The 23906-nt window shown below is 36.1% G+C and carries 25 protein-coding genes; 18 read left to right on the top strand and 7 right to left on the bottom strand.

Features of this window, described 5'->3' with window-relative positions; genetic code table 11:
* Positions 1-6: 6 nt before the first annotated feature.
* Complete coding sequence (locus Q4500_RS07060) at positions 7-2970, bottom strand: TonB-dependent receptor (protein ID WP_303598990.1); 2964 nt, start codon at positions 2968-2970, stop codon at positions 7-9.
* Positions 2971-3505: 535 nt separating this feature from the next.
* On the opposite strand from Q4500_RS07060, the gene Q4500_RS07055 reads away from it, so the two are divergent.
* Positions 3506-3979, top strand: coding sequence for an Lrp/AsnC family transcriptional regulator (locus Q4500_RS07055; RefSeq protein ID WP_303598989.1), 474 nt, complete (start codon positions 3506-3508; stop codon positions 3977-3979).
* Here the strand turns inward: Q4500_RS07055 and Q4500_RS07050 are convergent, their stop codons facing one another.
* Positions 3980-5371 carry a Gfo/Idh/MocA family protein gene (locus tag Q4500_RS07050; RefSeq protein WP_303598988.1) on the bottom strand — a complete coding sequence of 464 codons (1392 nt, stop codon included), beginning with the start codon at positions 5369-5371 and terminating at the stop codon, positions 3980-3982.
* Between the two features lie 235 nt (positions 5372-5606).
* Between Q4500_RS07050 and Q4500_RS07045 the strand changes: the two genes are divergently transcribed.
* Entirely contained in the window at positions 5607-6065 is a 459-nt protein-coding gene (locus Q4500_RS07045; protein WP_303598987.1) for a small multi-drug export protein, read from the top strand.
* A gap of 104 nt (positions 6066-6169) precedes the next feature.
* On the top strand, positions 6170-6523 hold the full coding sequence (locus Q4500_RS07040; RefSeq protein WP_303598986.1) for a pyruvate kinase: 354 nt from the start codon (positions 6170-6172) through the stop codon (positions 6521-6523).
* Between the two features lie 183 nt (positions 6524-6706).
* Here the strand turns inward: Q4500_RS07040 and hutG are convergent, their stop codons facing one another.
* The 4 genes from hutG to hutH form a co-directional block, all read right to left on the bottom strand.
* Complete coding sequence (gene hutG / locus Q4500_RS07035) at positions 6707-7663, bottom strand: formimidoylglutamase (protein ID WP_303598985.1); 957 nt, start codon at positions 7661-7663, stop codon at positions 6707-6709.
* An 80-nt stretch (positions 7664-7743) separates the two neighbouring features.
* Positions 7744-9744, bottom strand: coding sequence for a urocanate hydratase (locus Q4500_RS07030; RefSeq protein ID WP_303598984.1), 2001 nt, complete (start codon positions 9742-9744; stop codon positions 7744-7746).
* A 64-nt stretch (positions 9745-9808) separates the two neighbouring features.
* On the bottom strand, positions 9809-11056 hold the full coding sequence (gene hutI, locus Q4500_RS07025; RefSeq protein ID WP_303598983.1) for an imidazolonepropionase: 1248 nt from the start codon (positions 11054-11056) through the stop codon (positions 9809-9811).
* A 4-nt stretch (positions 11057-11060) separates the two neighbouring features.
* Positions 11061-12635, bottom strand: coding sequence for a histidine ammonia-lyase (gene hutH / locus Q4500_RS07020; RefSeq protein ID WP_303598982.1), 1575 nt, complete (start codon positions 12633-12635; stop codon positions 11061-11063).
* Positions 12636-12719: 84 nt separating this feature from the next.
* Between hutH and Q4500_RS07015 the strand changes: the two genes are divergently transcribed.
* Together Q4500_RS07015 and Q4500_RS07010 are read left to right on the top strand one after the other, a co-directional pair.
* Positions 12720-13613 carry a LysR family transcriptional regulator gene (locus Q4500_RS07015; RefSeq protein WP_303598981.1) on the top strand — a complete coding sequence of 298 codons (894 nt, stop codon included), beginning with the start codon at positions 12720-12722 and terminating at the stop codon, positions 13611-13613.
* 111 nt (positions 13614-13724) lie between these two features.
* A complete protein-coding gene (locus Q4500_RS07010) occupies positions 13725-14282 on the top strand; it encodes a nitroreductase (RefSeq protein ID WP_303598980.1) in 558 nt (185 codons plus the stop codon).
* Between the two features lie 8 nt (positions 14283-14290).
* Here Q4500_RS07010 and Q4500_RS07005 read toward each other — a convergent pair whose 3' ends face one another.
* On the bottom strand, positions 14291-14806 hold the full coding sequence (locus tag Q4500_RS07005; protein ID WP_303598979.1) for a DUF456 domain-containing protein: 516 nt from the start codon (positions 14804-14806) through the stop codon (positions 14291-14293).
* Positions 14807-14950: 144 nt separating this feature from the next.
* Between Q4500_RS07005 and Q4500_RS07000 the strand changes: the two genes are divergently transcribed.
* The 13 genes from Q4500_RS07000 (at position 14951) to Q4500_RS06940 (ending at position 23879) form a co-directional block, all read left to right on the top strand.
* Entirely contained in the window at positions 14951-15313 is a 363-nt protein-coding gene (locus Q4500_RS07000) for a BlaI/MecI/CopY family transcriptional regulator (protein ID WP_027065069.1), read from the top strand.
* The gene (locus Q4500_RS06995) at positions 15310-17034 is read left to right on the top strand and encodes a TonB family protein (protein WP_303598978.1); all 1725 of its coding nucleotides are present in this window, start codon (positions 15310-15312) and stop codon (positions 17032-17034) included. The genes Q4500_RS07000 and Q4500_RS06995 overlap by 4 nt, the downstream gene beginning before the upstream one ends.
* A gap of 244 nt (positions 17035-17278) precedes the next feature.
* Complete coding sequence (locus Q4500_RS06990) at positions 17279-17755, top strand: hypothetical protein (protein WP_303598977.1); 477 nt, start codon at positions 17279-17281, stop codon at positions 17753-17755.
* A 5-nt stretch (positions 17756-17760) separates the two neighbouring features.
* The gene (ruvC, locus tag Q4500_RS06985; protein ID WP_303598976.1) at positions 17761-18321 is read left to right on the top strand and encodes a crossover junction endodeoxyribonuclease RuvC; all 561 of its coding nucleotides are present in this window, start codon (positions 17761-17763) and stop codon (positions 18319-18321) included.
* A gap of 44 nt (positions 18322-18365) precedes the next feature.
* Positions 18366-18728, top strand: a complete 363-nt coding sequence (locus tag Q4500_RS06980) for a four helix bundle protein (protein WP_303598975.1) — start codon at positions 18366-18368, stop codon at positions 18726-18728.
* A gap of 29 nt (positions 18729-18757) precedes the next feature.
* Positions 18758-19891, top strand: coding sequence for a radical SAM family heme chaperone HemW (hemW, locus tag Q4500_RS06975; protein ID WP_303598974.1), 1134 nt, complete (start codon positions 18758-18760; stop codon positions 19889-19891).
* Positions 19892-20071: 180 nt separating this feature from the next.
* Entirely contained in the window at positions 20072-20818 is a 747-nt protein-coding gene (locus tag Q4500_RS06970) for a cyclase family protein (RefSeq protein WP_303598973.1), read from the top strand.
* Between the two features lie 2 nt (positions 20819-20820).
* Complete coding sequence (locus Q4500_RS06965) at positions 20821-21180, top strand: DUF4260 domain-containing protein (RefSeq protein WP_303598972.1); 360 nt, start codon at positions 20821-20823, stop codon at positions 21178-21180.
* On the top strand, positions 21173-21793 hold the full coding sequence (locus tag Q4500_RS06960) for a DUF4230 domain-containing protein (protein WP_303598971.1): 621 nt from the start codon (positions 21173-21175) through the stop codon (positions 21791-21793). Before Q4500_RS06965 ends, Q4500_RS06960 begins: the two co-directional genes overlap by 8 nt.
* 22 nt (positions 21794-21815) lie before the next feature.
* Complete coding sequence (locus Q4500_RS06955) at positions 21816-22211, top strand: Dabb family protein (protein WP_303598970.1); 396 nt, start codon at positions 21816-21818, stop codon at positions 22209-22211.
* Between the two features lie 78 nt (positions 22212-22289).
* A complete protein-coding gene (locus Q4500_RS06950) occupies positions 22290-22643 on the top strand; it encodes an MmcQ/YjbR family DNA-binding protein (protein WP_303598969.1) in 354 nt (117 codons plus the stop codon).
* A gap of 131 nt (positions 22644-22774) precedes the next feature.
* Positions 22775-23392 (top strand): biopolymer transporter ExbD, encoded by a 618-nt coding sequence (locus Q4500_RS06945; RefSeq protein WP_303598968.1) that lies wholly within the window; start codon positions 22775-22777, stop codon positions 23390-23392.
* A 4-nt stretch (positions 23393-23396) separates the two neighbouring features.
* Positions 23397-23879, top strand: coding sequence for a biopolymer transporter ExbD (locus tag Q4500_RS06940; protein ID WP_303598967.1), 483 nt, complete (start codon positions 23397-23399; stop codon positions 23877-23879).
* Positions 23880-23906: the final 27 nt, after the last annotated feature.

The raw sequence follows: 23906 nt of genomic DNA, 5'->3' as shown, positions 1-23906 counted from the left end.
TATCAATTAGAAGCTTAGTGTAGCCCTTACTGAATAAAAAGCCCCTAGAGATCCTTGTTGCGCATTACCGTATAGGTAAAAACCTCTTTCTTCTGATCGATATAAATCGGGATAGTTATTGAAAATATTTTGTCCGGTTAGGGTAAAGGCCAAATTCTCAGAAGCCTTATATGTAATCCCTAAATCAGAGGTAACCTGAGCCGAAAATGTTTGATCGGAATAACCTTGTTCTCCAACATTTGGAAAGTTAGCATCGGTCAAGGTGCCAATTCCGTCATCTAATCTGGCGATTTCCCCAAAATAATTACCTCTTAGCATTCCAGACCATTTTCCTATGCTATAGGTTGCAGAAGCAATAAATTGTGTATTTGGAACACCTTGCTCATAGGCACCTATTACGGCACGGTCAATATAAAGGTCTTCAAGTTCTTGATCGGTCAAATCCGTATTCAAGTCAGGAACGTTTGCACCTTCAAAGGTTCTGTCTGATAGTAATCCGGATACGTTTAGATTCAACATCCCTTCACCAACTCTCTCACTATAGTTAGCTACTATTTCTATACCTTTTGTGCTGATATCACCACCGTTGATTCTAAAACTAGCCAAACCAGCACCTATAAGTGGTTCTATAACTGGGGCGTCATCTGCGCTGAAGTTACCAGTACTGAACAAGCGGTCTTTAATATCGATTTGAAAGGCATCAATACTAAGGTCTAACTTATTGAAAAGTTTTGCGGTAATTCCTAAACCAATGTTGGTAGATCTTTCTTCCTGTAATTGTTGAATACCAATAGTTTTTGCGACCTGACTGCTATTTGGGTAGAGTGTTCCGTCAAACGGTTCTAGATCAACAAAAAAGGTAAACGTATGTGAGTAATTCAATTCTTGTAATGATGGTGCTCTAAAGCCATTACTGATTGATCCTCTAACTGATAAATTATCTGTAATAGAATAACGAGTAGCAAATTTTCCGGTAAAAACCCCGCCAAAATCTGAGTATTGTTCTGTACGTAACGCACCACTTACAAACCATTTGTCTGTAACATCTAATTCCAGGTCTAGATAAAGTCCTGTAACCGAACGAAACTCATTTGCCTCGTTCTCAGGTGCAAAACCTCTAAAACATTGACAATTTGGACTGTATTGTAGTACAGGATAGGAGCTAACACCGCCATAGGGTAGTACAAGGGCATCTCCATTAGCATCAACAATTGGACTGCCGTCCAAACCTTCTAAAGGAAAACCATCTGGTCCAATAAGTTGTTGATTGTCTTCTGTTGCGGTAATAACACCTGCATCGCCTGCAGCGTAACTTTCTTCCTGTCCTCTTTCTATAATATAGTTCTCAATTCTAAATTCTCCTCCAATAGCTATGTTAAGGCCAGATAAAAAATCTGGATAGTATCTAGAAAGGTCAAAGTTGGTTGTGTTCTGTGTAAATTTGTGCGTACCCAAATCAATTTCTGTTGGTGAAGCGGATTGTAAACTGGCGTTAAACGTATTAAATTGTCCAAGTCTTTGAGTATTGGTACCAAAGGTATTGCTAAAATCAAAGTCCCATTCACCTACTTTTCCTTTAATACCACCCGTAAAAGCCAAATTGGTTTGATCATTTGTCATTTGTGGTCTGAAACCGTTGGGATACAGGTCATAATTGAAACGATCGGTTTGGGCTGATCTTCGATAAAAGCATCCAAATAGTTGACCGGATTTATACCCAAAATCACCAAAGGAATAAAAGCTGCTTTCAGACGTTTCAGAAAGTGGTATTTCTAGATCATAAGAAACTACGCCCAATACACTTGGAGATAAACCTGCAAAGGTTGATATGTCTCTCGCGGTAAGGCCACGTGCAGCAAGTAGTCCTGCATCTGTCTGTAATTCTGCGGCAAGTGCAGCATCTCCAGCTGTTTGTGCGGCCAATAATTCAGGATTGGTTATTATAGGGTTACCCTGTGCATCTGTTCGTTCATTATTTAGATAAGAGTCTCCATAAGGAGTAGCACCACTAATATTTGGACGAATAGCTGCTTCATTTTGACGATAGGTTCCTGCAACGTTAAGATATCCTCCGTTTTCAAAAGAGGTTCCATAATTGATTCCAAGTTGATGTGTTATACCATCTGCTCCGTCCGTATCGTTAAGCAAATCTTGGTCAGATTCACTAATATTGGAATCACTGATATCTGGATTGGAATTGGTATAAAAACCGGCAGTGTAGTTTGCTGTGAATTTGTCAGTACCTTTTCTGGTAACTATATTGATTACCCCTGCAATAGCGTCAGAACCATATTGTGCTGAGGCACCATCCCGTAAAACTTCCACACGGTCTATAGCATCTAAGGAAATGAAATCCATATCAACTGAATTTGCAGATCCACCTGTTGCCGAACTTATTAATTGTGCTCCACTATGTCGTCTTTTACCATTTACTAGAACCAATAATTGATTGGGACCCAAGCCTCTTAAAGAAGGAGGTGTAACCGAAGCACTTAGGTCGCCCCCCTGAGATCTAACAGCCGTAAACGATGGTGCAGAAGCAACAAGTAATTGACCAACATCCAATTGTGGCATGTTAATGGCCTCTTTACTTACGCTTATAACATCTACAGGAGATGCGGTCTGTAATTTTGTTCTTGCTTGTCCTCTTGAACCTACTACTACAGTTTCTGTCAATTGTTGTGCAGATTCTTCAAGAATAGCATTAATCGTTGTTTTACTATTTACCGGTATTTCTAATTTGGCATACCCTATAAAGGAGTATACTAAAATGGCGTCTCTATCTGCGGTAATGGAATACAGACCATCAAAATCTGTGATGACACCTTTTGTCGTTCCTTTGACCAAAACGTTAACACCGGGCAATGGGCCTTGAGCATCTGATACTTTACCGTTAATTGTAATTTCCTGTGCTTGTGCTACGAATAGAGTACATAGTAACAAGAAGGATAATGTTAGAATTTTCTTCATAATCATGTGAGTTTAGTTGTTGCTCAATAGTACACCTGCCTATAAAGCGTTTCTGTGGTTAGCAGAAATACTAATGGGGGAATACCTTATGCGTAAAAGAAAAGTTCCGGAAACTTTACAAGTCAAAAATCATGTTATTACGTGATTAAATGACTTAGACAATATTATAAATTGTTGAAGAAAAATGAAAATTGCAATAAAATGTAAGCATTTGTAATTTAGTGTGTTGTGTAGTGTTAATTTAAATTATTGATAGTTTTTTAATAAAAATCTCTCGATAATTCAGTTTTATGAATCAATTTTATTACAAATGTATTTATGTGATAATATTGCCCTGAATAGTGCTTTTTATGCATTTATCAATTTGATAAGAAGAAAATAAACAATACTTCAATTATTGGCTTTTTTATTGTCATATTAATACGAAAAATTACATAACTATAAATTAAATTTGTTAAAAAGGGTTAAATGCCTACAATAGTTTAATGAAAGTTTAGATTTTATTGATGAAAGTTATTTAAAACCATTAGCACAGATGAGGAATAAATTAGACCAGGTTGATTTTAATATTTTAAACATTTTAGCTGAAAATGCGCAGACTCCTTATACAGATGTAGCCAAACAATTAATTGTTTCTCCGGGTACTGTGCATATGCGAATGCGTAAGATGAGAGAGATGGGTTTAATTACTGGTGCGACCTTAAGTTTAGATTATGCTAAAATGGGTTGGAAAATGACTATTTTCTTAGGAATCTTTTTAAGCGAAATAAGCCTATTTAAAAAAGTGATGAAGCGGTTAAATGAAATTGAAGAGGTGGTTAAAATACACCACGTAACCGGTAAGTACGACATCTTTATAAAAATGCATGCTAGAGATAGCTTTCACTACAAGCAAGTGTATCAAGATGAAATTCTGAGTATCTCTGGTATACGTGGTATAGAATCTTTTATTTCAATAGAAGAGAATTTGGAACGCCATATTCAATTCGTAGAAGTAGAAGAAGATTAATTATAATAATTTCATTTCGGTCGGATTCCAGTCTACCGGTTGTTTTCTTGAATAACTTTCATTTGCCAATAGTGCCGCACCTGCAGCTCTTAATCCGAATTTAGGATCTTGTATTACCTTTCCGTTAGTTCTAATACTTGTAAAGAAATTAAAGAAATGATCATAATGAGCTCCTTTATAATTACGTGGCGCCTCCCAAGTAGTTGTACCGGTAGCTAAGCTACTTGCTCTAGTATTTAATTTTTTAGAAGTGTATTCTGCTCTTATTTTAGCTTGCATATCTTCAGTAAATGATATCATTGAATATCCGCTAGGTTCCATACCCAATTTAGAGCGATTTACGGTTACCGAATTCTGACCTATTTCCATCTCGCCTTCTGTACCAATTAATTTAAATCCGCCACCACCGCCACTACCGGCAATGAAGTTAATTCGAAAAGCTGCATTAAAAGGAGCATGGGTTGCTGTTTTTGGGTAGTCGTACAATGTAATAGAAACATCGGGTACATCTCTACCATCTTTCCAATAACGGAGTCCGCCAGTCGCTAAAGCCCTGTTCGGTCCGTCTGAACTTATTACATAGTTTAAGGTAGAGAACGCATGTACGAATAAATCTCCGGCAACACCAGTACCATAATCTTGATAGTTTCTCCATCTAAAAAATCGGTTATTATCAAAAGGTACTTTTGGTGCGCTCCCCAAAAAGGTGTCAAAATCAACAGTCTTAGAACTGGCATCTGTAGGTATTGGATATTGCCAAGCTCCTTCAGAGGAATAACGGTCATTATACATATCAAGCATCACAATATCGCCAATGGCACCATCTTCATAAAGTTCTTTTGCTTTTTCATTACCAAGCGATGCCATACCTTGGCTACCTATTTGGCAGATTTTACCAGAACTCTTTTGTGTCTTTATAATCTCTTGCCCTTCATTAAAATTCTGTACCATTGGCTTTTCGCAATACACGTGTTTACCTGCTTTTAATGCTGCTACGGTGATAGTTTGGTGCCAATGATCGGGAGTTGCAATTATTACGGCATCAATATCTTTTCTATTTAAAATTTCTCGATAATCTCTTGTTGCAAAAATAGAGTCGCCCCAAAGTTCTTTTGCGCGATCTAACCTGCCAGTGTATAAATCACATGCGGCTACGAGTTTTACACCTGCTACTTGCAATGCGGTCTGGGTATCATAAATACCTTGTATACCCGTGCCGATCAAGGCTATGTTAATTTCGTCATTTATGCTATAATTTTGAAAAGAATAATTTCTTTTTAAGAGCTGAGGTTCATTTTTTGATGCTGCAAGTAGAAATGGAGTTGTGCTTAAGGCAGCAGAGGTTATTGAAGCTCGTTTTATAAACGACCTTCTAGAATTCTTTTTTGTCATGATGGATAAGCGTTGAAATTAGTTGTTGTTGTAAGCTATTAAAAATACCGATTAATTATGGTCTTAGGTATATGCAGTTGAAGCATAATCTTGGAATCTTAATATTCTTAAAGTCCACGCTACGTAATTTATGGTCATTCACCTGTATAATTGACCAATTGGCAACATTTATGATTTAAATGGCACTAAATTTTTCTAGAACAACGTAATTTTGCATTCGCTTAAAAAAACAAAATTGTTAAAAGATATACTTATAGCAGCACTTTGGAGTATCTCCCCATTAGGAGAAGCTAAGGTAGGTATACCCTACGGTCTTCTGCAGGGGGGGAATATTTATGTGGTTTTTATAGTTTGTTTTTTAGCTAATGTAATGGTGTTTCCTATCATGATGTTTTTCTTAAATACCGTAAATAGATATTTACTTAGGTGGCATTTCTATAAAAAAAATGCATTATTCGTTGCAAGACGAGCAAAAACAGGTTCTGGTGATCAAATTAAGAAGTATGGTTTTTTCGGACTCATATTTTTCGTAATGTTACCAGTACCAGGCACTGGTGTTTATGCAGGTAGTATTGCCAGTTACCTTTTTAAAATTGAAAGAAAAAAAGCCTTTTTGGCAAATACCATTGGTATATTTTTATCTTCTTTAATTGTTTGGGCAACTACTTTGTTGACCATGAAGGGTATGGCGTAATAACTGAACGCAAATATTTTTATCCTTTTTTTTTGTGAATAACTATACCCGCAAAAAATTTCATTAACAAACTTTGCCTTTTAAATTTGTAGCTTTTTGAAGCTATGGATACCCTTAATATTGGTGATAAATTATATAATGTCGAGCAGAATGGTTTTAACGATTTCGCTAGATATTCTTTTTCTGAAGTTGTTCGACTTACCGAAACCCTAGCGGTTTTGAAAAACGGAGTACGTCTTATTAATAGACCAAAACAATCGTACATTATAGAAGATGTTGGCTATTCTGTGAATAGAAATAAGGGGTCGCATTGGCATATTGTTTCTTTAAAAGCAATTAGAAACGCCCAGATAGAAAATGAAAAAATAAGAATTCATGACTGGTTTGAAGAGAAACAATTTACCCTGAAAGAGAAACAACATATCTATAAGATGTTTAAAACTGATGAAGATCAGTAATATTCAGAAAGACTATAGTTGTTACAAGAAATGAACAGACCGTTTTTTTATTTAAAAAGCTTTATTACCTTTACAGCGTTGTGTTGTGTCTCAAAGAGATTTGAGGCAATTGTGTTTATCGAATTTAATCGATAGAACCCAATGAAAGGCTTTCCATTAAGGGAGGCTTTTTTTGTTTTTAGCCTATAGTTTATGAATAACGTAATGAACCAATGAGGCAGCTAGTTTTGCAGTTTGGTCATCTATATCGAAATTAGGATTTAACTCTACTACATCTAAACCAAGTAGTTTACCCGACTCAATTATCAATTTCAAACTTTCTAAAACAACATCTGGATAGAAACCCATGGGCGATGCTGCACTTACACCTGGCGCAAAAGCAGAAGAAAATCCGTCGAGGTCTATTGTGGTGTATATGTAATCTACATCTTCCATGAATTGAATGAGCCGTAGTTGCACGTGCTCTAAATAATTTATACTGAAATGTTCTTGAAGTAGATAGTTTACTTTTTTTGTTTCGGCAAAGTCAAACAATTCTGTGGTATTCGCATCTTTACGAATACCCAGAGCCATATACTTTATTTCCTCATTTTTGGCTTCTTGTTCTATTGCAATTTGATAAAAAGGTGTACCTGAATTATTACCATTGGTATTTGCTCTTACATCGAAATGGGCATCAAAATTTATGATGCCTAATTTTTCGCCGCTTTTTAGATGCGTTGCTAGTCCGTTATAATGACCGTAGGCTAGATCGTGACTGCCACCCAATATAATAGGAATGGTTTTATTTTGAACCAAAGTGGATACGCTAGAAGATAAATTTGCTTGTAATTTTTCTAGATTTTCGTCTTTAGATTCTAGATTTCCGAAATCTACTAATTGGGTGTTAGCTTTAAGGTGATTAGCCATTTTCCCTAGTTGCTTACGAATAGCATCAGGACCCATTGCTGCGCCAACTCTCCCTAAATTTCTTTTTACACCCTCATCACTGCTATAGCCTAGTAATGCAATGGTTGTGGTGTCTGAAGTTGTAATAGGCTCGTAAATGCTTGAGAATTGTACTTTCTCGTGTAGATAGAGCTGCTGGTTAGAAGAACGTCCTTTCCAATTTTCTTTATTCGCTAATTTGTAATTTGACATATCATTCTAAAGTTCAGGAAAATTATTAGACGAAAAACAATCTTTAAACTAAACGATAAAGTAATACTAATCTTAGATTGTTAGAATAAATCTTTTAAAATTTTTTCTTCGACTAAAGATGGCATCGTAACTTTTAATGTTTTTGTTCGCTCCATTTCTCGTTGTAATGCAAACATTGCCTCTTTATTTCTCGCCCAACTACGTCTTGCAATTCCGTTGTTTACGTCATAAAAGAGCATATTCTTTAGCTTTCGTTCTGCATCTTTTGATCCATCTAACACCATACCGAATCCGCCATTGGTGACTTCTCCCCAGCCAACTCCGCCACCGTTGTGTATAGAAACCCAGGTTGCTCCCCTAAAGCTATCACCAATAACATTATGTATTGCCATGTCTGCAGTAAATTTACTACCGTCGTAAATATTGCTTGTTTCTCTGTACGGTGAATCTGTACCACTTACATCATGGTGGTCTCTTCCTAAGATAATAGGTGCACTTAACTCTCCATTAGCAATGGCGTCGTTAAATGCCAATGCTATTTTTGCTCTACCTTCTGCATCTGCGTATAAGATTCTTGCTTTTGATCCTACGACCAATTTGTTTTGCTCTGCTTCAGATATCCATTTTATATTATCTGCTAGTTGTTGCTTAATTTCTGTGGGAGCATCTTTTTTAATTTCCTCTAGTACACGTAATGCAATAGCATCGGTCTTTCTTAAATCTTCTATTTTACCAGAGGAGCATACCCAACGAAATGGTCCAAATCCGTAATCAAAACACATGGGGCCTAAAATGTCTTGAACGTACGACGGATATTTAAAATCTATTTTATTCTCAGCCATAACATCGGCACCTGCTCTTGATGCTTCTAATAAAAAGGCATTTCCGTAATCAAAGAAATAGGTGCCTTTTTTGGTGTGTTGGTTAATAGCATCTGCGTGTCTGCGTAACGATTCTTGTACTTTCGCTTTAAATGCCTCGGGATTCTGATTCATCATTTCGTTTGCCTCTTCAAAAGATAATCCAACAGGATAATAACCACCTGCCCACGGGTTGTGTAATGAGGTTTGATCAGAACCGAGATGTATGAATATGTCCTCCTTAAAAAAACGTTCCCATACATCGACCACATTGCCAATGAATGCAAGTGATACTACTTCGTTTTTAGTTATTGCTTCTTTTGTTCTGGTTACTAAAATATCTAAATCATCAATTAGTTCGTCTACCCAACCCTGTATATGTCTTTTCTTTGCCGCAAGCTCATTCACTTCTGCGCAAATAGTAATGCATCCGGCTATGTTACCAGCTTTTGGTTGTGCACCGCTCATTCCGCCTAATCCCGCAGTTAAGAATATTTTTCCATTGGGATTTTCATCCGTATTTAACACCTTTCTAAATGCGTTCATTACTGTAATTGCAGTACCATGAACAATACCTTGCGGACCTATGTACATATAGGAGCCCGCAGTCATTTGACCGTATTGTGTTACGCCAAGTGCATTGTACTTTTCCCAATCGTCTTGTTTGGAGTAATTGGGAATCATCATTCCGTTAGTTACCACAACTCTTGGAGCTTCTTTTGATGAGGGAAATAACCCCATGGGATGCCCAGAATAGATATGTAAGGTCTGCTCTTTGGTCATTTCTGACAAGTATTGCATAGTTAATAAATACTGAGCCCAATTCTGGAATACAGCACCGTTACCACCATAAGTAATCAGTTCTTGGGGATGCTGCGCTACGGCAGGATCTAGATTATTCTGAATCATGAGCATGATTGCGGCAGCATGACTAGTCTGTGCCGGATATGCTGAAATAGCTCGGGCATGCATATCATAAGATGGTTGAAAACGATACATGTAGATTCTGCCATACGTCTGTAACTCTTCAGCAAATTCAGGAGCCAATACAGCATGCAAGTCCGCCGGAAAATAACGCAAGGCATTTTTGATTGCCAATTGCTTTTCTTCTTTAGAAAGTATTTGCTTTCTATTTGGTGCGTGACTAACCGCTGGAGAACGCTCCTTTTTTGGAGGAAGTTCTGTTGGTATACCAATCTGTATCAGTGCTTTAAAATCCATCTTTAATTTTTAAATAAATTTATTTGGTTTTGGGTCTAGAGGTTTGTTTTCCAACAACCAACAACTACTTATGTCGATCAAAAACCAACTCTCCATTTTTCCAAACCATACACGGTTTTAGATTTCCTTGATTGTACAGAATATCTTGATAATTATCTGAATGAAAAACGGCTAAATCCGCTAGTAGTCCCGCTTCCAATTTTCCTCTGTCTTCTAGTTTCAATGCTGCTGCAGCTCTAAAAGTGATTCCTGCCAAGACCTCGGCATTCGTTAATTTTTGAAATGTTCCAAGAATACTGGCTTGGGTCAGTAAATCGCCCATTGGTGCAGAGCCAGGGTTGTGGTCACTTGCAATGGCAAGGGCTGCACCTGCGTCTAACAGTTTACGAGCGGGAGTAAAGTCGCATCCTAAACCTAAGGAAGCTCCTGGTAGTGCTACTGCAATAGTCTCGCTATGTGCTAATAATTCTATTTCTGTATCTCCGCTTGCTTCTAAATGATCTGCGCTTATCGCATTAAACTCAACTGCTACTTTACTACCACCTGCAGAAAATTGGTCTGCGTGCACGGTAATGTGAAAATTCATCTGACTAGCTTTTGAAAAATATGCCTGTATATCATCCGCAGAAAAAGCACTTTGCTCAATGAACGCATCAATACGTTGTGTTAGGTTTTCTTCTTTAAGAATGGGGAATAACTCCTTAGAAGTCATTTTTAAATATTCGGTCTCTGAGCCATCAAAATCTTTGGGTAACATGTGCGCTGCAAGGCAAGTAGAAATTAATTCAGGCAATGCTTCTTTATCGGCTTCTTTAATAGCACGAAGCATTTTCAGTTCTTCATCGACGGTTAGTCCGTAGCCACTTTTAACTTCTAAAGTAGTCGTTCCATTTTTAAGATGACGATTAGCTCTTTTTATAGTGCTTTTCGTTAACTCCTCTATACTTGCTTTTCTGGTTTGGGTAACGGTATCCCAAATGCCACCGCCAGAATGTGCAATTTCTAAATATGATTTTCCGGCATTTCGCATGGCATAGTCTTTAGCACGTGAGCCACCAAAACAAATATGGGTATGAGCATCAACGAAACCAGGTACACAAACATGGTTTCCTTTTAGCAATTGAACACCTGCTTCTGGATATTTCAATTTTAAATCTTCAAAATTCCCTGTGGCTAAGATGTGGTTGTCTTCGATTAAAATTCCGCCCTCAACAATCACTTCAAGCTCATGGTCAGAAATAGCTCCTTTGAGCTTTATTCCTGTCATGGGTAGTATCTGTTTAAACGGACCTATAAGTGTTCTTTTTGTCATTAGATTAGTAGTTTTCGAACTCTTCTGAGTGTTTTGTCTTTAAAGATATGTTATGTTCTGCTTGTACACGGTCAATAACTTTTAGTATGGTCTGATCTTTAATCATGGCAATACCCTTTTCAATATCATCTGCAAATACGCGGTCTTTACTTGCGAAAGCCACTTGGCTGCGAACGGCATTGTGTACTTCTTCTAGATATATGCCAGATTTTAACGGTTTTCTAAATTCGAAAGCCTGTGCAGCAGTCAATAATTCAATTGCCAATATTTTTTCAACATTACCAATAACCTGTAACGCTTTTCTACCACCAATAGATCCCATACTTACATGATCTTCTTGACCAAGTGAAGTTGGAATACTATCTGCGCTTGACGGAAAACAAAGTCCCTTATTTTCACTTGCCAATGCTGCGGTGGTATATTGTAAGATCATGTATCCGGAATTTATACCGGTGTCATTCATAAGAAGTTTTGGTACACCGGGACTATTACCTTCTAAGGATAAATAAATTCGACGGTCAGATATATTCCCAATTTCTGATGCTGCTAAACAGGCATAATCTAGTGCCATTGCCAAAGGCTGACCGTGAAAATTACCGCCACTAATGGTCAATTCTTCATCTATGATTACAGGATTGTCGGTAACCGAGTTTAATTCTACTTCTAATAATTCCTTAAGGTGTAACCATGCTGTTCGCGAAGCACCATGTACTTGTGGAATGCAACGAATGGAGTAGGGGTCTTGTACTTTTTCGCAATCTACATGGGCTTCCATAATTTCAGAACCCTTCAATAATTTCTTCACACGTTTTGCTACATGTACATTCCCTTTAAAAGGGCGTAGTGCATGAAGTTCATTATAAAATGGTTTAACTGAACCTTGCAAACCTTCTATCATCATAGCGCCAATAACATCTGCTTGTGCTAAAATTGAATGTAGTTGGGCAACTACTTTTACAGCATGGGCGGCTATGAATTGTGTGCCGTTAATAAGTGCTAGACCTTCTTTTGGACCTAAAGCGATTGGTTCTAATCCCGTTAGTTCAAAAAGTGTTTTCGTTGATATGGTTTCATTCTTGTATTCTACTTTACCTAAGCCAATAAGCGGTAGGAATAAATGGGAAAGCGGCGCCAAATCTCCTGATGCACCTACTGATCCTTGAGATGGAACAACAGGAATAGCATCATTATCGATATGCCAAATAATTCTATTTAAGGTATTCAATGCAATGCCCGAATAGCCTTTTGCCAACGATTGTGCTTTAAGAATCAGCATTAATTTAGCGATGTCTTTTGCGATTGGGTCACCAACGCCTACACTGTGACTTTGAAGTATATTAGTTTGTAGAATATTTGTTTCTGACTTAGATATTTTGGTGGTACATAATGGTCCGAAGCCGGTATTTATACCATAAACAGGATCACCTTTATCTACAATGTTCTGTACAATTTTCCAGCTTTTAGTTATTTTATCTTCTGTAGCTTTAAACAGTATGGGGCTAATTTCACCATGAACAATTTGCATTGCTTTCCCCGCGTTAAGCCAATCTTCACCCAATTTAAACGTCTGTTTGCCCATAGCTTTGCCTATTCAATATTTTTATTAAAATTAATATCTATTTTTGATACTTGGTAATATCAATTTTGTCATCAATCGATAACTATGAGTAATCAAATAGAATTACGGCATCTAACCTACTTTCTAGCAGTAGCACAAGAATTGCACTTTAGAAAGGCTGCGGAAAAATTATTTATTTCGCAACCGGGCCTCAGCAGGCAGATAAAGCAGATGGAAGAGATTTTAGAGACCCAATTGTTCGAAAGAAATAATAAAAAAGTGGCATTAACACCTCCTGGTCACTACCTAAAAAAGGAAGTTGAATTCATTTTTAATCATATGGATAAAGTAGAACGGCAATTGAAATTGGTGGGTGATGGTAATAGTGGAGAGTTACGAATTGGATTTTTAGGTTCGGCTATGCAACAGGTAATTCCGAAATTATTATTAGAGATTAAGGAAAACTATCCGAAGGTAAAAACATCGTTAGAAGAGCTTTCTAATTTTGCCCAAGTAGATGCGGTTTTAAATGATCAATTAGATATGGGTTTTGTGCGTGTTGCACGAGTGCCAAGTACCTTACAAATGAAAACGGTGTTTACAGATACCTTTTCGTTGGTATTACCAGAAAAATACCCGATGTTAACGAGGGAGTTTGACGGAATGCAACGATTTGCTAATGAAGATTTTATTTTATTCAGTCAGGCTTATAGTCCGTTATATTATGACACTATAATGAGTATTTGTCAAGATGCCGGTTTTGCACCTAAAGTCTCCCATAAATCTGTTCATGCCCATACCATTTTTAAGCTGGTAGAAAATCACATGGGAATCGCCATTGTACCTACATCTTTACAAAACGGATTTCAAATGAGGGTGAAGTTTGTGGAACTAAAAGATATTCCTCAACGAGCAGAATTATCTGTAATTTGGAAAAAGGAACATACGAATCCGGTTCTTAAGAATTGTATGGAATTACTTTTAGAAGATAAGTTTTAATACTTATCTAACACAGAATGAGTTTTTGAAGGGTTAATTTTACTTTGATTAGAAAATAGAGCGTGCTGCGCTTGGCGTATTGCGCACAGCGAATAAACGAACAATGAAACTATGATATTTGATATAATTAAAAAGAGACGCTCGGTATTTCCGGTGCAGTATAATGATACACCAATTGCAAAGGCAGATATAGAAAAGGTGTTAGAGGCTGCAAATTGGGCACCTAACCATAGGTGTACAGAACCATGGCGTTTTAAAGTGATTCAAGGGGAAGCAAAAGGTAGACTAGGAGCTTTCTTATCTAAAAAATATGAGGAGCTTGATCCGAAGCCAAAAGCAATGAAGATTAAAAAGTTGCAAGAGAATCCAAAAATGGCGGGTGCAATTATTGCTATTTGTATGCAAAGAGATATAAATGAATCAGTACCTGAATGGGAAGAGGTTGCAGCAGTTGCTATGGCAGTGCAGAATATGTGGTTGCAATGTACAGAAATGGGTATTGGATCGTATTGGTCTTCACCGGGACTCATAAAACACATGGGCGAGTTTTTAACTTTAGCCGAAGGTGAAAAATGTTTAGGTTTTTTCTATATGGGTAATTTCGATGAAGAATTGACCGATGGTAAACGCAAGCCTATCGAAAGTAAAACAGAATGGATAACGGAGTAATATCTCCGTTAATTAAAGAAAGGAAATAGGGCGCTACTATGTTCCCAAGCTTTTGAAATGAAGAGTCCCAAATAAACAATGGCGACCATAAATTTCAAAAAAGTACCCGTTAAAAATCCTAAAAAAGATCCAAAAGCCGCTTTAGTAGCGGTTTTTTTGTCCGCTTTATTCAGTAGTTCTCCCACTAAAGCACCAACAAAAGGCCATATAATAATTCCGAATGGTCCTAGTATAGGAAATATTAAGGCAACTAACAATCCTACGGTGGTGCCGATAACTCCCGCTTTCGTACCTCCAAACTTTTTTGTTCCAATGGCTGGTATCACATAATCTAATCCGAAAACTATTAAAGCTATAGCTAGTGTAATGCCTAAGAACGTCCAATTCATGGTAATGGCGCTTGTGGAATACAGTAAAAGAAGACCTACCCAACTAATTGGTGGTCCTGGTAAAACTGGTAAGAAGCTCCCTAAAATACCTACGAGCATTAAAATGAACCCTAGTACTAATAAAAATATATCCATTGTAAATAGTAAGTGTTACTTATAAGACTAATATAGGTTGCATTTGTTACATGAACACCTATCAAAAGTAATTTTTTCAACTATAAAATTAGTTTAAACTAAATATTTAGTTATATTTGAACATAGAACTAAAAGATTAGTTGAATGAAGCAGTTGACAAAAGCAGAGGAAGAAGTGATGATTGTGTTATGGGAATTACAGAAATGTAACGTAGCATCGATCATTGAAAAATTACCTGAACCAAAACCAGCATATAATACCGTTTCTACAATTGTTCGGATTTTAGAAAGCAAGGGTTTTGTGGATCATGAACAGTTAGGAAAAGGGTATTTATATTTCCCTTTGGTGATGAAATCAGATTACAGTAATCAGTCCATCAACAAATTGGTAGACGGCTATTTTCAAGGTTCATTTAAAAGTATGGTGTCGTTTTTTATGAAGAAAAATGATATGAGCCTTTCTGAATTAGAGTCGGTATTAAATGAAATTAAAAAGGAGAAACCATGATACAATACATTTTGGAGTGCATCGCCTTTCAGCTTCTTTTCTTGGTCATTTATGACTTTTTTCTAAAGAAAGAGACCTTTTTTCAATGGAATCGGGTGTATTTAATCGGAACCTTTGTTTTGTCTTTGATATTGCCTTGGGTGAAAATTGAAGCTTTTAAGCAGCAAGTACCGCAGACATTTGCCCAATACCCAGAATATTTATGGGGATTACAAAATGAAGCAGTTGTTGTTCAAGTTGAAGAATCAGCCAGCTGGAATCTTACTTGGCAAGAAGGTGTTTTTTATGGCGGAATGCTAGTGGCATTGTTGTTATTCGGATTAAAAATAAGACAGTTGTATCTCTTGAGAAAAAGTGGGAAAAAAGTTCAGTATCCGTTTTTCACGCAAATTGTTATCGCCAATAGTAGCATTGCATTCTCATTCTTTAAATCCATTTTTATAGGTGACCGTGTATTACGCATGAAGCATGATACTATTATAGCCCATGAATTGGTACATATAAAACAAAGGCATACTTACGACTTGTTGTTCTTTGAGCTGATGCGAGTTGTAGGCTGGTTTAATCCGCTAGTGTACGTATATCAAAATCGTATTTCAGAATTACATGAATTTATTGCCGATGCTCAGGTATCAAAAGAACATAAAACAGATCATTATGAGCAGTTATTGGCTCAGGTTTTTCAGACCGAATATATATCATTCATCAATCAATTTTTTACACAATCATTAATCAAAAAACGAATAATCATGTTACAAAAATCAAAATCAAAAAAAATCTGGCAGTTGAAGTATTTACTATTAATACCTATGGTGCTGGGGATGTTGTTGTACACCAGTTGTGAAATAAATTCCAAGAATAAAGATAATCTTCATCCACAATTTGAGGTAGCTAATATTGACAACCTTAGTCTAGATAAAAGCAAACAGTTTTATGGTCAGCTGATTGAGCTTTCTGTACAACCTAAGGACTGGTCAATGATAGTGAAGGATAAACAATCTAAGATTACTTTTTCAAAGGCTCCCAAGGGCTCTGGAATCTCAGCGCCAGATGGGGTTTTTATCAATGCTAAAATGCATATTGAATCGAAGGTTTTGGAAGATGATTTTGAATTTTTTAAATTAAACTCAGATCTTGCAAAGCAAATCCAGGTTCAAGATGATGCTGTTCCTTTTGCCGTAGTTGACGAGGTTCCAATTTTCCCTGGCTGTGAAGATGCTGCTGATAAACGTGCTTGCTTTAATGAAAAAATGCAGCAACATATTGGTAAACATTTTAATTACCCACAAGAGGCTCAAGATGCTAATATAGAGGGTAGGGTAAGTGTTATGTTTAATATTAATTCTGAGGGAATTATAGAGAATATTAAACTACGAGGTCCAGATAAATTACTCGAAGATGAGGTTGTACGTATTATTAAAAGATTACCAAAAATGACACCTGGTAAAAATGATGGTGTGGCTGTGAATGTTCCTTTTTCTATTCCTGTACAGTTTAAATTACAGGATGATGATATTTCAAACATGGTTTCCGAAATTTCGAAAGATATTGAGTTGGAGCCATTGTACTATGTTAATGATAGAAAAATCACTAAACTAGAAATGGAAGCTATAGACCCAAATACTATTGAAAGTATTTTTATTCTTAAAGATGAAAAAGCCATAGAAAAATATGGTAAGGAGGGTGAAAATGGAGTTGTTGAAATTAAAATTAAAAAGTAAGTATTCTATTCATAACATGTTTTAGCTTGTAAAGCTGAGGTCTATACCTTGGCTTTACTAATTTGCATGAATTCTTTAGAAGAAATTAACCTATTATGAGAATTTTTTATATGATTACCCGAATGAGCATCCGTATTATTATGAAACTGCTAAAAAACGTATTTCTGCATTAAAGGAAGAAATCCATTTTACCAAAGATTAAACTCCTTAAAAAAATCGTAATTTCACTTGTAGAACAGGTGTAATGAAACGAGTTGTGTTTTTTCTTTTGATGATACTTATAAGTTCATGTTCGTTCTTTGAATCTAAACAAAAAAGAACGCAAGAGCTTATAGATGAGGAATTGCGCCATATGGATTGGAACAGTGTAGATTCTTATCCGTTTTTCTATACTTGTGATGAAGCGGTTACCAAAGAACAGCAAAAGATTTGCTTTGAAGAAACCTTAATCTCCCATTTTCAAGAAACCTTAAATGATTTTGAATTCACCTTAACCGATAAGAAAAGTGAAACCGTTGAGGTTATTTTTGTTATTGATACCTTAGGTAAAATAAGAGTTGCCGATATTTATAAAAACGCGCTGGTATTAAATCAAATGCCAGAATTTGATGGAGTAATTACGCAAAGCTTAAAGAATCTTCCTAAACTTGCACCCGCTTTAAAAAGAGGGATTCCGGTGAATACTAAATATCGAATTCCGGTTCAATTAAATACAAACTAAGCATTTTGGCGAACGAGAAAATAATATTGGGTATTGACCCAGGTACGACTATTATGGGTTTCGGACTCATAAAAGTGGTAGGTAAAAAGATGGAGTTTATTCAAATGAACGAATTGCTTCTTCAAAAATATAACGACCCATACACCAAATTAAAACTCATTTTTGAGCGTACTATCGAATTGATAGATACCTATCACCCAGATGAGATTGCTATTGAAGCACCTTTCTTTGGTAAGAACGTACAATCGATGCTTAAACTAGGTAGAGCACAAGGTGTTGCTATGGCAGCGGGACTATCACGTCAAATACCGATTACTGAATATCTACCCAAAAAAATTAAAATGGCGGTTACCGGAAATGGAAATGCCAGTAAAGAACAAGTTGCGAGAATGCTACAAAGCGTATTGGGACTAAAAACACTCCCAAAAAATCTAGATAGCACTGACGGACTTGCTGCTGCTGTATGTCATTTTTATAATCAAGGAAGAATAGACGTAGTCGGTAAAAGTTACTCTGGTTGGGATGCTTTTGTGAAGCAGAATGAGAAACGAGTTAAAAAACCTTAACAATGACCAATAATCAATAAACAGTTAACAATAATTAATTGGCTATGAATAGTGAAAATCCTCTTTTGAGTAAATCTTATGATTTTGCTTTACAAATTGTCAAATTATATCAAGAACTAACGAAGAATAAAAGAGAGTATGTTCTATCGAAACAACTATTGAAAGCAGGAACTTCTGTGGGTGCGAATATAGCAGAAGCTAATGGCGCGATATCAAAAGCCGATTTTTCAGCTAAGATTTCAATTGCTTATAAAGAAAGTTTAGAGACTAAATATTGGTTAAACCTTTTAAAGGATTCAGAATATATTGAATTGTCAATTGCGAATGGGCTAATTGAAAACGCTGATGAACTTTCTAAAATAATGTTTGCTATACTTAAATCTACAAGGATTAAAAAACAAGCATAATTGTTAACTGTTTATTGCTAATTGAACACATGAGCGGTATCTACATCCACATTCCATTTTGTAAACAAGCGTGTCACTATTGTGATTTCCATTTTTCTACCACTATGGGGAAGAAAGAGGCGATGGTGAATGCATTATGTAAAGAGTTGGAAATACGTAAGACGGAATTTTTTGGGGAACAAGTTGAAACTATATATTTTGGTGGTGGTACACCTTCTGTTTTAGAGACTGAGGAAATTGAGCAGTTGATAGATGCGGTTCATGAATATTATAATGTTGTAAACAATCCGGAAGTTACGTTAGAGGCGAATCCTGATGACTTGTCTGAAGAAAAAATTCTGCAATTGGCGGATAGCCCAATAAATAGATTAAGTATAGGCATTCAATCCTTTTTTGAGGAAGATTTAAAGCTGATGAACAGAGCGCATAATGCTTTGGAAGCAGAAAAATGTTTGCAATTGGTTAGTCAGTATTTCGATAATATTTCGATCGATCTTATTTATGGAATGCCGAACATGACTTTAGAACGTTGGAAACAGAATATTGATAAAGCACTTGGTTTTAATATTCCGCATATCTCTAGTTATGCCCTTACGGTAGAGCCCAAAACTGCACTTGCGAAGTTTGTGGAAGATGGATTGATTACTCCCGCTACTGACGAAGAAACGCAAGAGCATTTTAACCTGCTGAACGAGACTTTAATTACAGCAGGATTTGATTGTTATGAGATTTCCAATTTTGGAAAACCTGGGTATTATTCTAAGAATAATTCCGCCTACTGGCAGCAGAAAAAATATATCGGTATTGGTCCGTCTGCACATTCGTTTGATGGTTTACAGAGGGGGTGGAATATTAATAACAACCCAAAGTATATAAAATCCATAGAGCAAAATATATTACCTATGGAGGTGGAAGTACTTTCTTCGACCGATAAATATAACGAGTATGTTATGACAGGCTTGCGGACTATCTGGGGTGTCTCTCTAGCTAGAATATCAACTGAATTCGGACCTAAATACAAAGAATATGCGCTAATGCAAGCTGATAAATTTATAGAAGAACATTTACTTTTCGTAGACGGCGAAATCCTCAAGACTACCAAAAAAGGAATGTTTTTAGCCGATGGCATTGCGTCAGATTTGTTTATGGTGAATTTGAAATAGAATAAAGCGTTTTGTCAGTTCGAGTGATTTTTTATTGAAGTGAAATGGAAATGAAAAATAGTATCGAGAACAGGTTTGGAACACAATAACTTCCCACTTCTATAATCATTACTTCATAACCGCCCAAAAAGTTGTAATTTTCTTATCTCAAAGTTACCAAGTAAATTGAGGTTAAATACAATGAAAGCTATCATAACCCATAATGCCAAAGAGTATCAAATAGACCTGTCTAAACCCTTAGATATCTCTATATCCATAAGCAATAAAGATGATAGTGTAAACGCTTGGTATGTTGATGCTCCAAAGATAGAACCACATCGAGAGAAGGATTTTACGGGGAGTATAGCGGCGGGGTCGAGTACTAATTTTTATGATATATCTTTCAATCCGCATTCGCATGGTACGCATACTGAATGTGTTGGGCATATATCTGCAGCGCATCAATCTGTAAACGAGAATTTACATCAATTTTTCTTTTTGGCTGAGGTGATTACTGTTCATCCATCCGAAGAAAATGGAGATGTGGTAATCACAAAAGAACAACTTCAAAATTTATTGGGTAATCATTCTCCAAGAGCATTAGTGATACGAACGTTACCTAATACTGTGTCAAAGCGAAATAGGCAGTATTCTCATACGAATCCGCCTTACATATTAGAAGATGCTATGGTGTTTATTCGGGAATTGGGTGTGGAGCATTTGTTGATAGACCTACCTTCTGTCGATAGAGAAAAAGATGATGGTAAGCTTTTGGCGCACAAAGCATTTTGGAATTTTAATGGCGATATTCGACTTGGTGCAACTATCACCGAATTTATTTTTGTACCAGATGCGATTATTGATGGTTCGTACTTTTTAAACTTACAAGTAGCGCCTTTCGAGAACGATGCAAGCCCAAGCAGACCGGTACTTTTTAAAATAGAATAATTATGAAAAATCTAATGAAATTAGAGGAGTTAGCCTTAATGATTCTTGGCATTTTTATGTTCGGCTTATTAGGCTACCAATGGTGGTGGCTGCCTGTTTTAATTCTGACCCCAGATATATCCATGTTGGGTTACTTGCTAGGTTCAAAAATAGGCGCAATCTCTTATAACGTGTTTCATCACAGAGGTGTAGCCATACTTTTATACTTTATAGGTATCTATTTTATGTCGCCTATAATTCAATTAATAGGTACAATTCTTTTTTTACATATAGCTATGGACCGTATCTTTGGCTACGGACTCAAATATGATAAAGGGTTTAAGTTTACTCATTTAGGAGAAATAGGAAGTAAAAATGGATAATATATTTGATACCATTCTTGGTTTAGTTTTAGGTGCAATAGGCATGTATTGGCTTTTTACTTTTTTTAAAGGCAAGAAAAGTAAAGAGATAACAACGCACCAGTCTACCGTGTTATTAGAGAAAATGAAAAGCGTTTGCAAGTTGATAACTGTAGAAGGTGAGTTTGCCGAAATCTACAAGTATGAAAATGTAAAAGATTTTCTAAGTCTAGTAAGTAGCAAAAAGAAAGCACTGGTGGTCATTAAGGCAAAAGCACATATTGGCTATGATTTAAGCAAGTTATTAATGCATGCCGATGAGAAGAACAAAAAGATAGTTCTTGATAATTTTCCGCAGCCAGAAGTGTTAAGTATTGAACCTGAATTGGAATTTTACGATATTAAAAGCGGATTTTTCAATTTTTTTGCTCCAGATGATCTTACTAAACTAAATGCAGAGGCAAAAGCACATATACGTGAAAAAATCCCGGAAAGCGGATTAATGGATACTGCTAGAAAAGAAGCGTTACAAACTGTTTTGATTATGGAGAAAATAGTAGAAACCATTGGGTGGAAACTTGACTATTCTGCACTTAAGATTCCGCAAAAACAAATTGACTTACTCGAAAAATAACAACAAACAACTAAAATTGATAATGAAAAACGTAATTTGTATCCTTGTAATAACACTAATGACCACAGTAACTTTTGGTCAAAATGATAACGAAATGACAGAATTCGATTCTAATTTTTCTCATACAGTATTTTTCTGGTTAAAAAATCCAGATAATCAAGCAGACCGTACTGCTTTTGAAACTTCTTTACGAAAGTTTTTAGATAACTCAGAGTATGCCAAAACGCAATTTATTGGCAAGCCACCAAAAGCAAGTAGAGATGTGGTAGATGGTTCATTTACCTACTCCTTAATTGTAAGTTTTGACTCTGCTGAATCTCAGCAAGCATATCAAGATGAGGCACCACATAAAGTTTTTATTGCTGAATCTGAAAGCCTATGGTCTAAGGTGATCGTTTACGATTCTACAAGTATCTAAAAAGTACCATGATTTTAAGGTCGGGTACTGTTTACGGTATTTGACCTTAATCAAATTATAGTCTAAAAACTCAATAGCATGAACGTTGAAGAATACCGAGACTATTGTATTTCAAAAAAAGGAGTTACCGAATCTTTTCCTTTTGATGAGACGACGCTGGTATTTAAAGTAATGGGAAAAATGTTCGCCCTGTGCGGATTAGAAAATGTGCCATTACGCGTAAATCTAAAATGTGACCCAGAAAGAGCCATAGAACTTCGTGAAGAGCATGATGGCATAATAGAGGGCTGGCACATGAGTAAAAAGCATTGGAATACAGTATACCTAGACAAAATATCTAAAGAGCTCACAAAGGAACTTATTGACCATTCTTATGATTTGGTGGTTTCTAAATTGACTAAAAAAGTGAAGGCGGAGTTGGAAGCACTATAGTACTAGGTATCTAAAACCTTGTATAATTAATAAGAAAAGTCTATTCCCTCACTCAAAACCACCATTCCCTCATTCTAACTTTCCTTTAACGGTCAATTTTCAGTACTTAATAGTGCTTAAAACCACTATTTATGAAAAACCACAGAAACTCTCAAGAGGTAAATGCCGGTTCAATGGCAGACATTGCTTTTTTATTACTCATCTTTTTTTTAGTAACTACTACTATAGAAAATGATTCGGGGCTTAATCGGTCTATGCCTCCCAATATTAAGGACAATAGTGTTGACATTAAAGAGCGTAATCTTTTTGAAATCAGTATAAATGACGCTGATTTAATAATGGCAGAAGGAGATATTATAGACCCTAAAAACCTTAGAGAGAAAGTAATCACGTTTATTGATAACGGAGGATTACCATTAGAAGCAGAAGGGTATTGCAATTATTGTAAAGGAAATAGATTCTCAGATTCCTCTGAGAATCCTGATAAGGCAATTATTTCTATAAAGGCACAGCGTAATAGTGGATATTCGGTTTATGTGGCTGTGCAAAACGAAGTTCTTGCAGCTTATAATGACTTACGAGATAGAGAGAGCTTACGATTGTTTAATATCCCTTATAAAACCATTTATTCTGATTATTACAATGAAGAGATTAGTGAGGAGGAAAAAGGGCAATTAAAAGAACGTCTTGAAATTATTAGGGCGCTTTATCCACAGAAAATTCTAGAACCAGAAACCGTAAATAACTAAGACCATGATAAAATTTAACAAATATAGATCTAGTAAAAGCTTACCGCCCGTATCAACAGCATCATTGCCAGATATCGTTTTTATACTTCTCTTTTTCTTTATGACAGTTACTGTTATGAAGAATCAAAACTTGTTGGTGGAAAATACCTTGCCGACGGCAACAGAGACCGAGAAGTTAGATAAGAAAGATCGAGTTATAGAAATTTATGTAGGCAAGCCTACTAACGACAGTAATGCAAATTTGGGAGATGAGCCCAGAATTCAAATGGATAATAAATTTATAACCGTAGATGAAGTCGGAGATTATGCATTGCAAGCTTTGTCGTCAATGCCAGAACATTTAAAAAGTGTTGCAACAGTCTCCATAAAAGCAGACGTTGGTGTGAAAATGGGAATTATAGAAGACCTTAAAACCGAACTTCGTATGGTGAATTTGTTAAAAATAAATTATACTACCTATGAAGGTGTTGCTGTAGATAACTTATAGAATGAAATGAGTGTTTTAAATCTGCTT

Source organism: Maribacter sp. 1_MG-2023 (assembly GCF_030547005.1).
GTDB lineage: Bacteria > Bacteroidota > Bacteroidia > Flavobacteriales > Flavobacteriaceae > Maribacter.
This window is presented reverse-complemented; position numbering and strand designations above follow the sequence as displayed.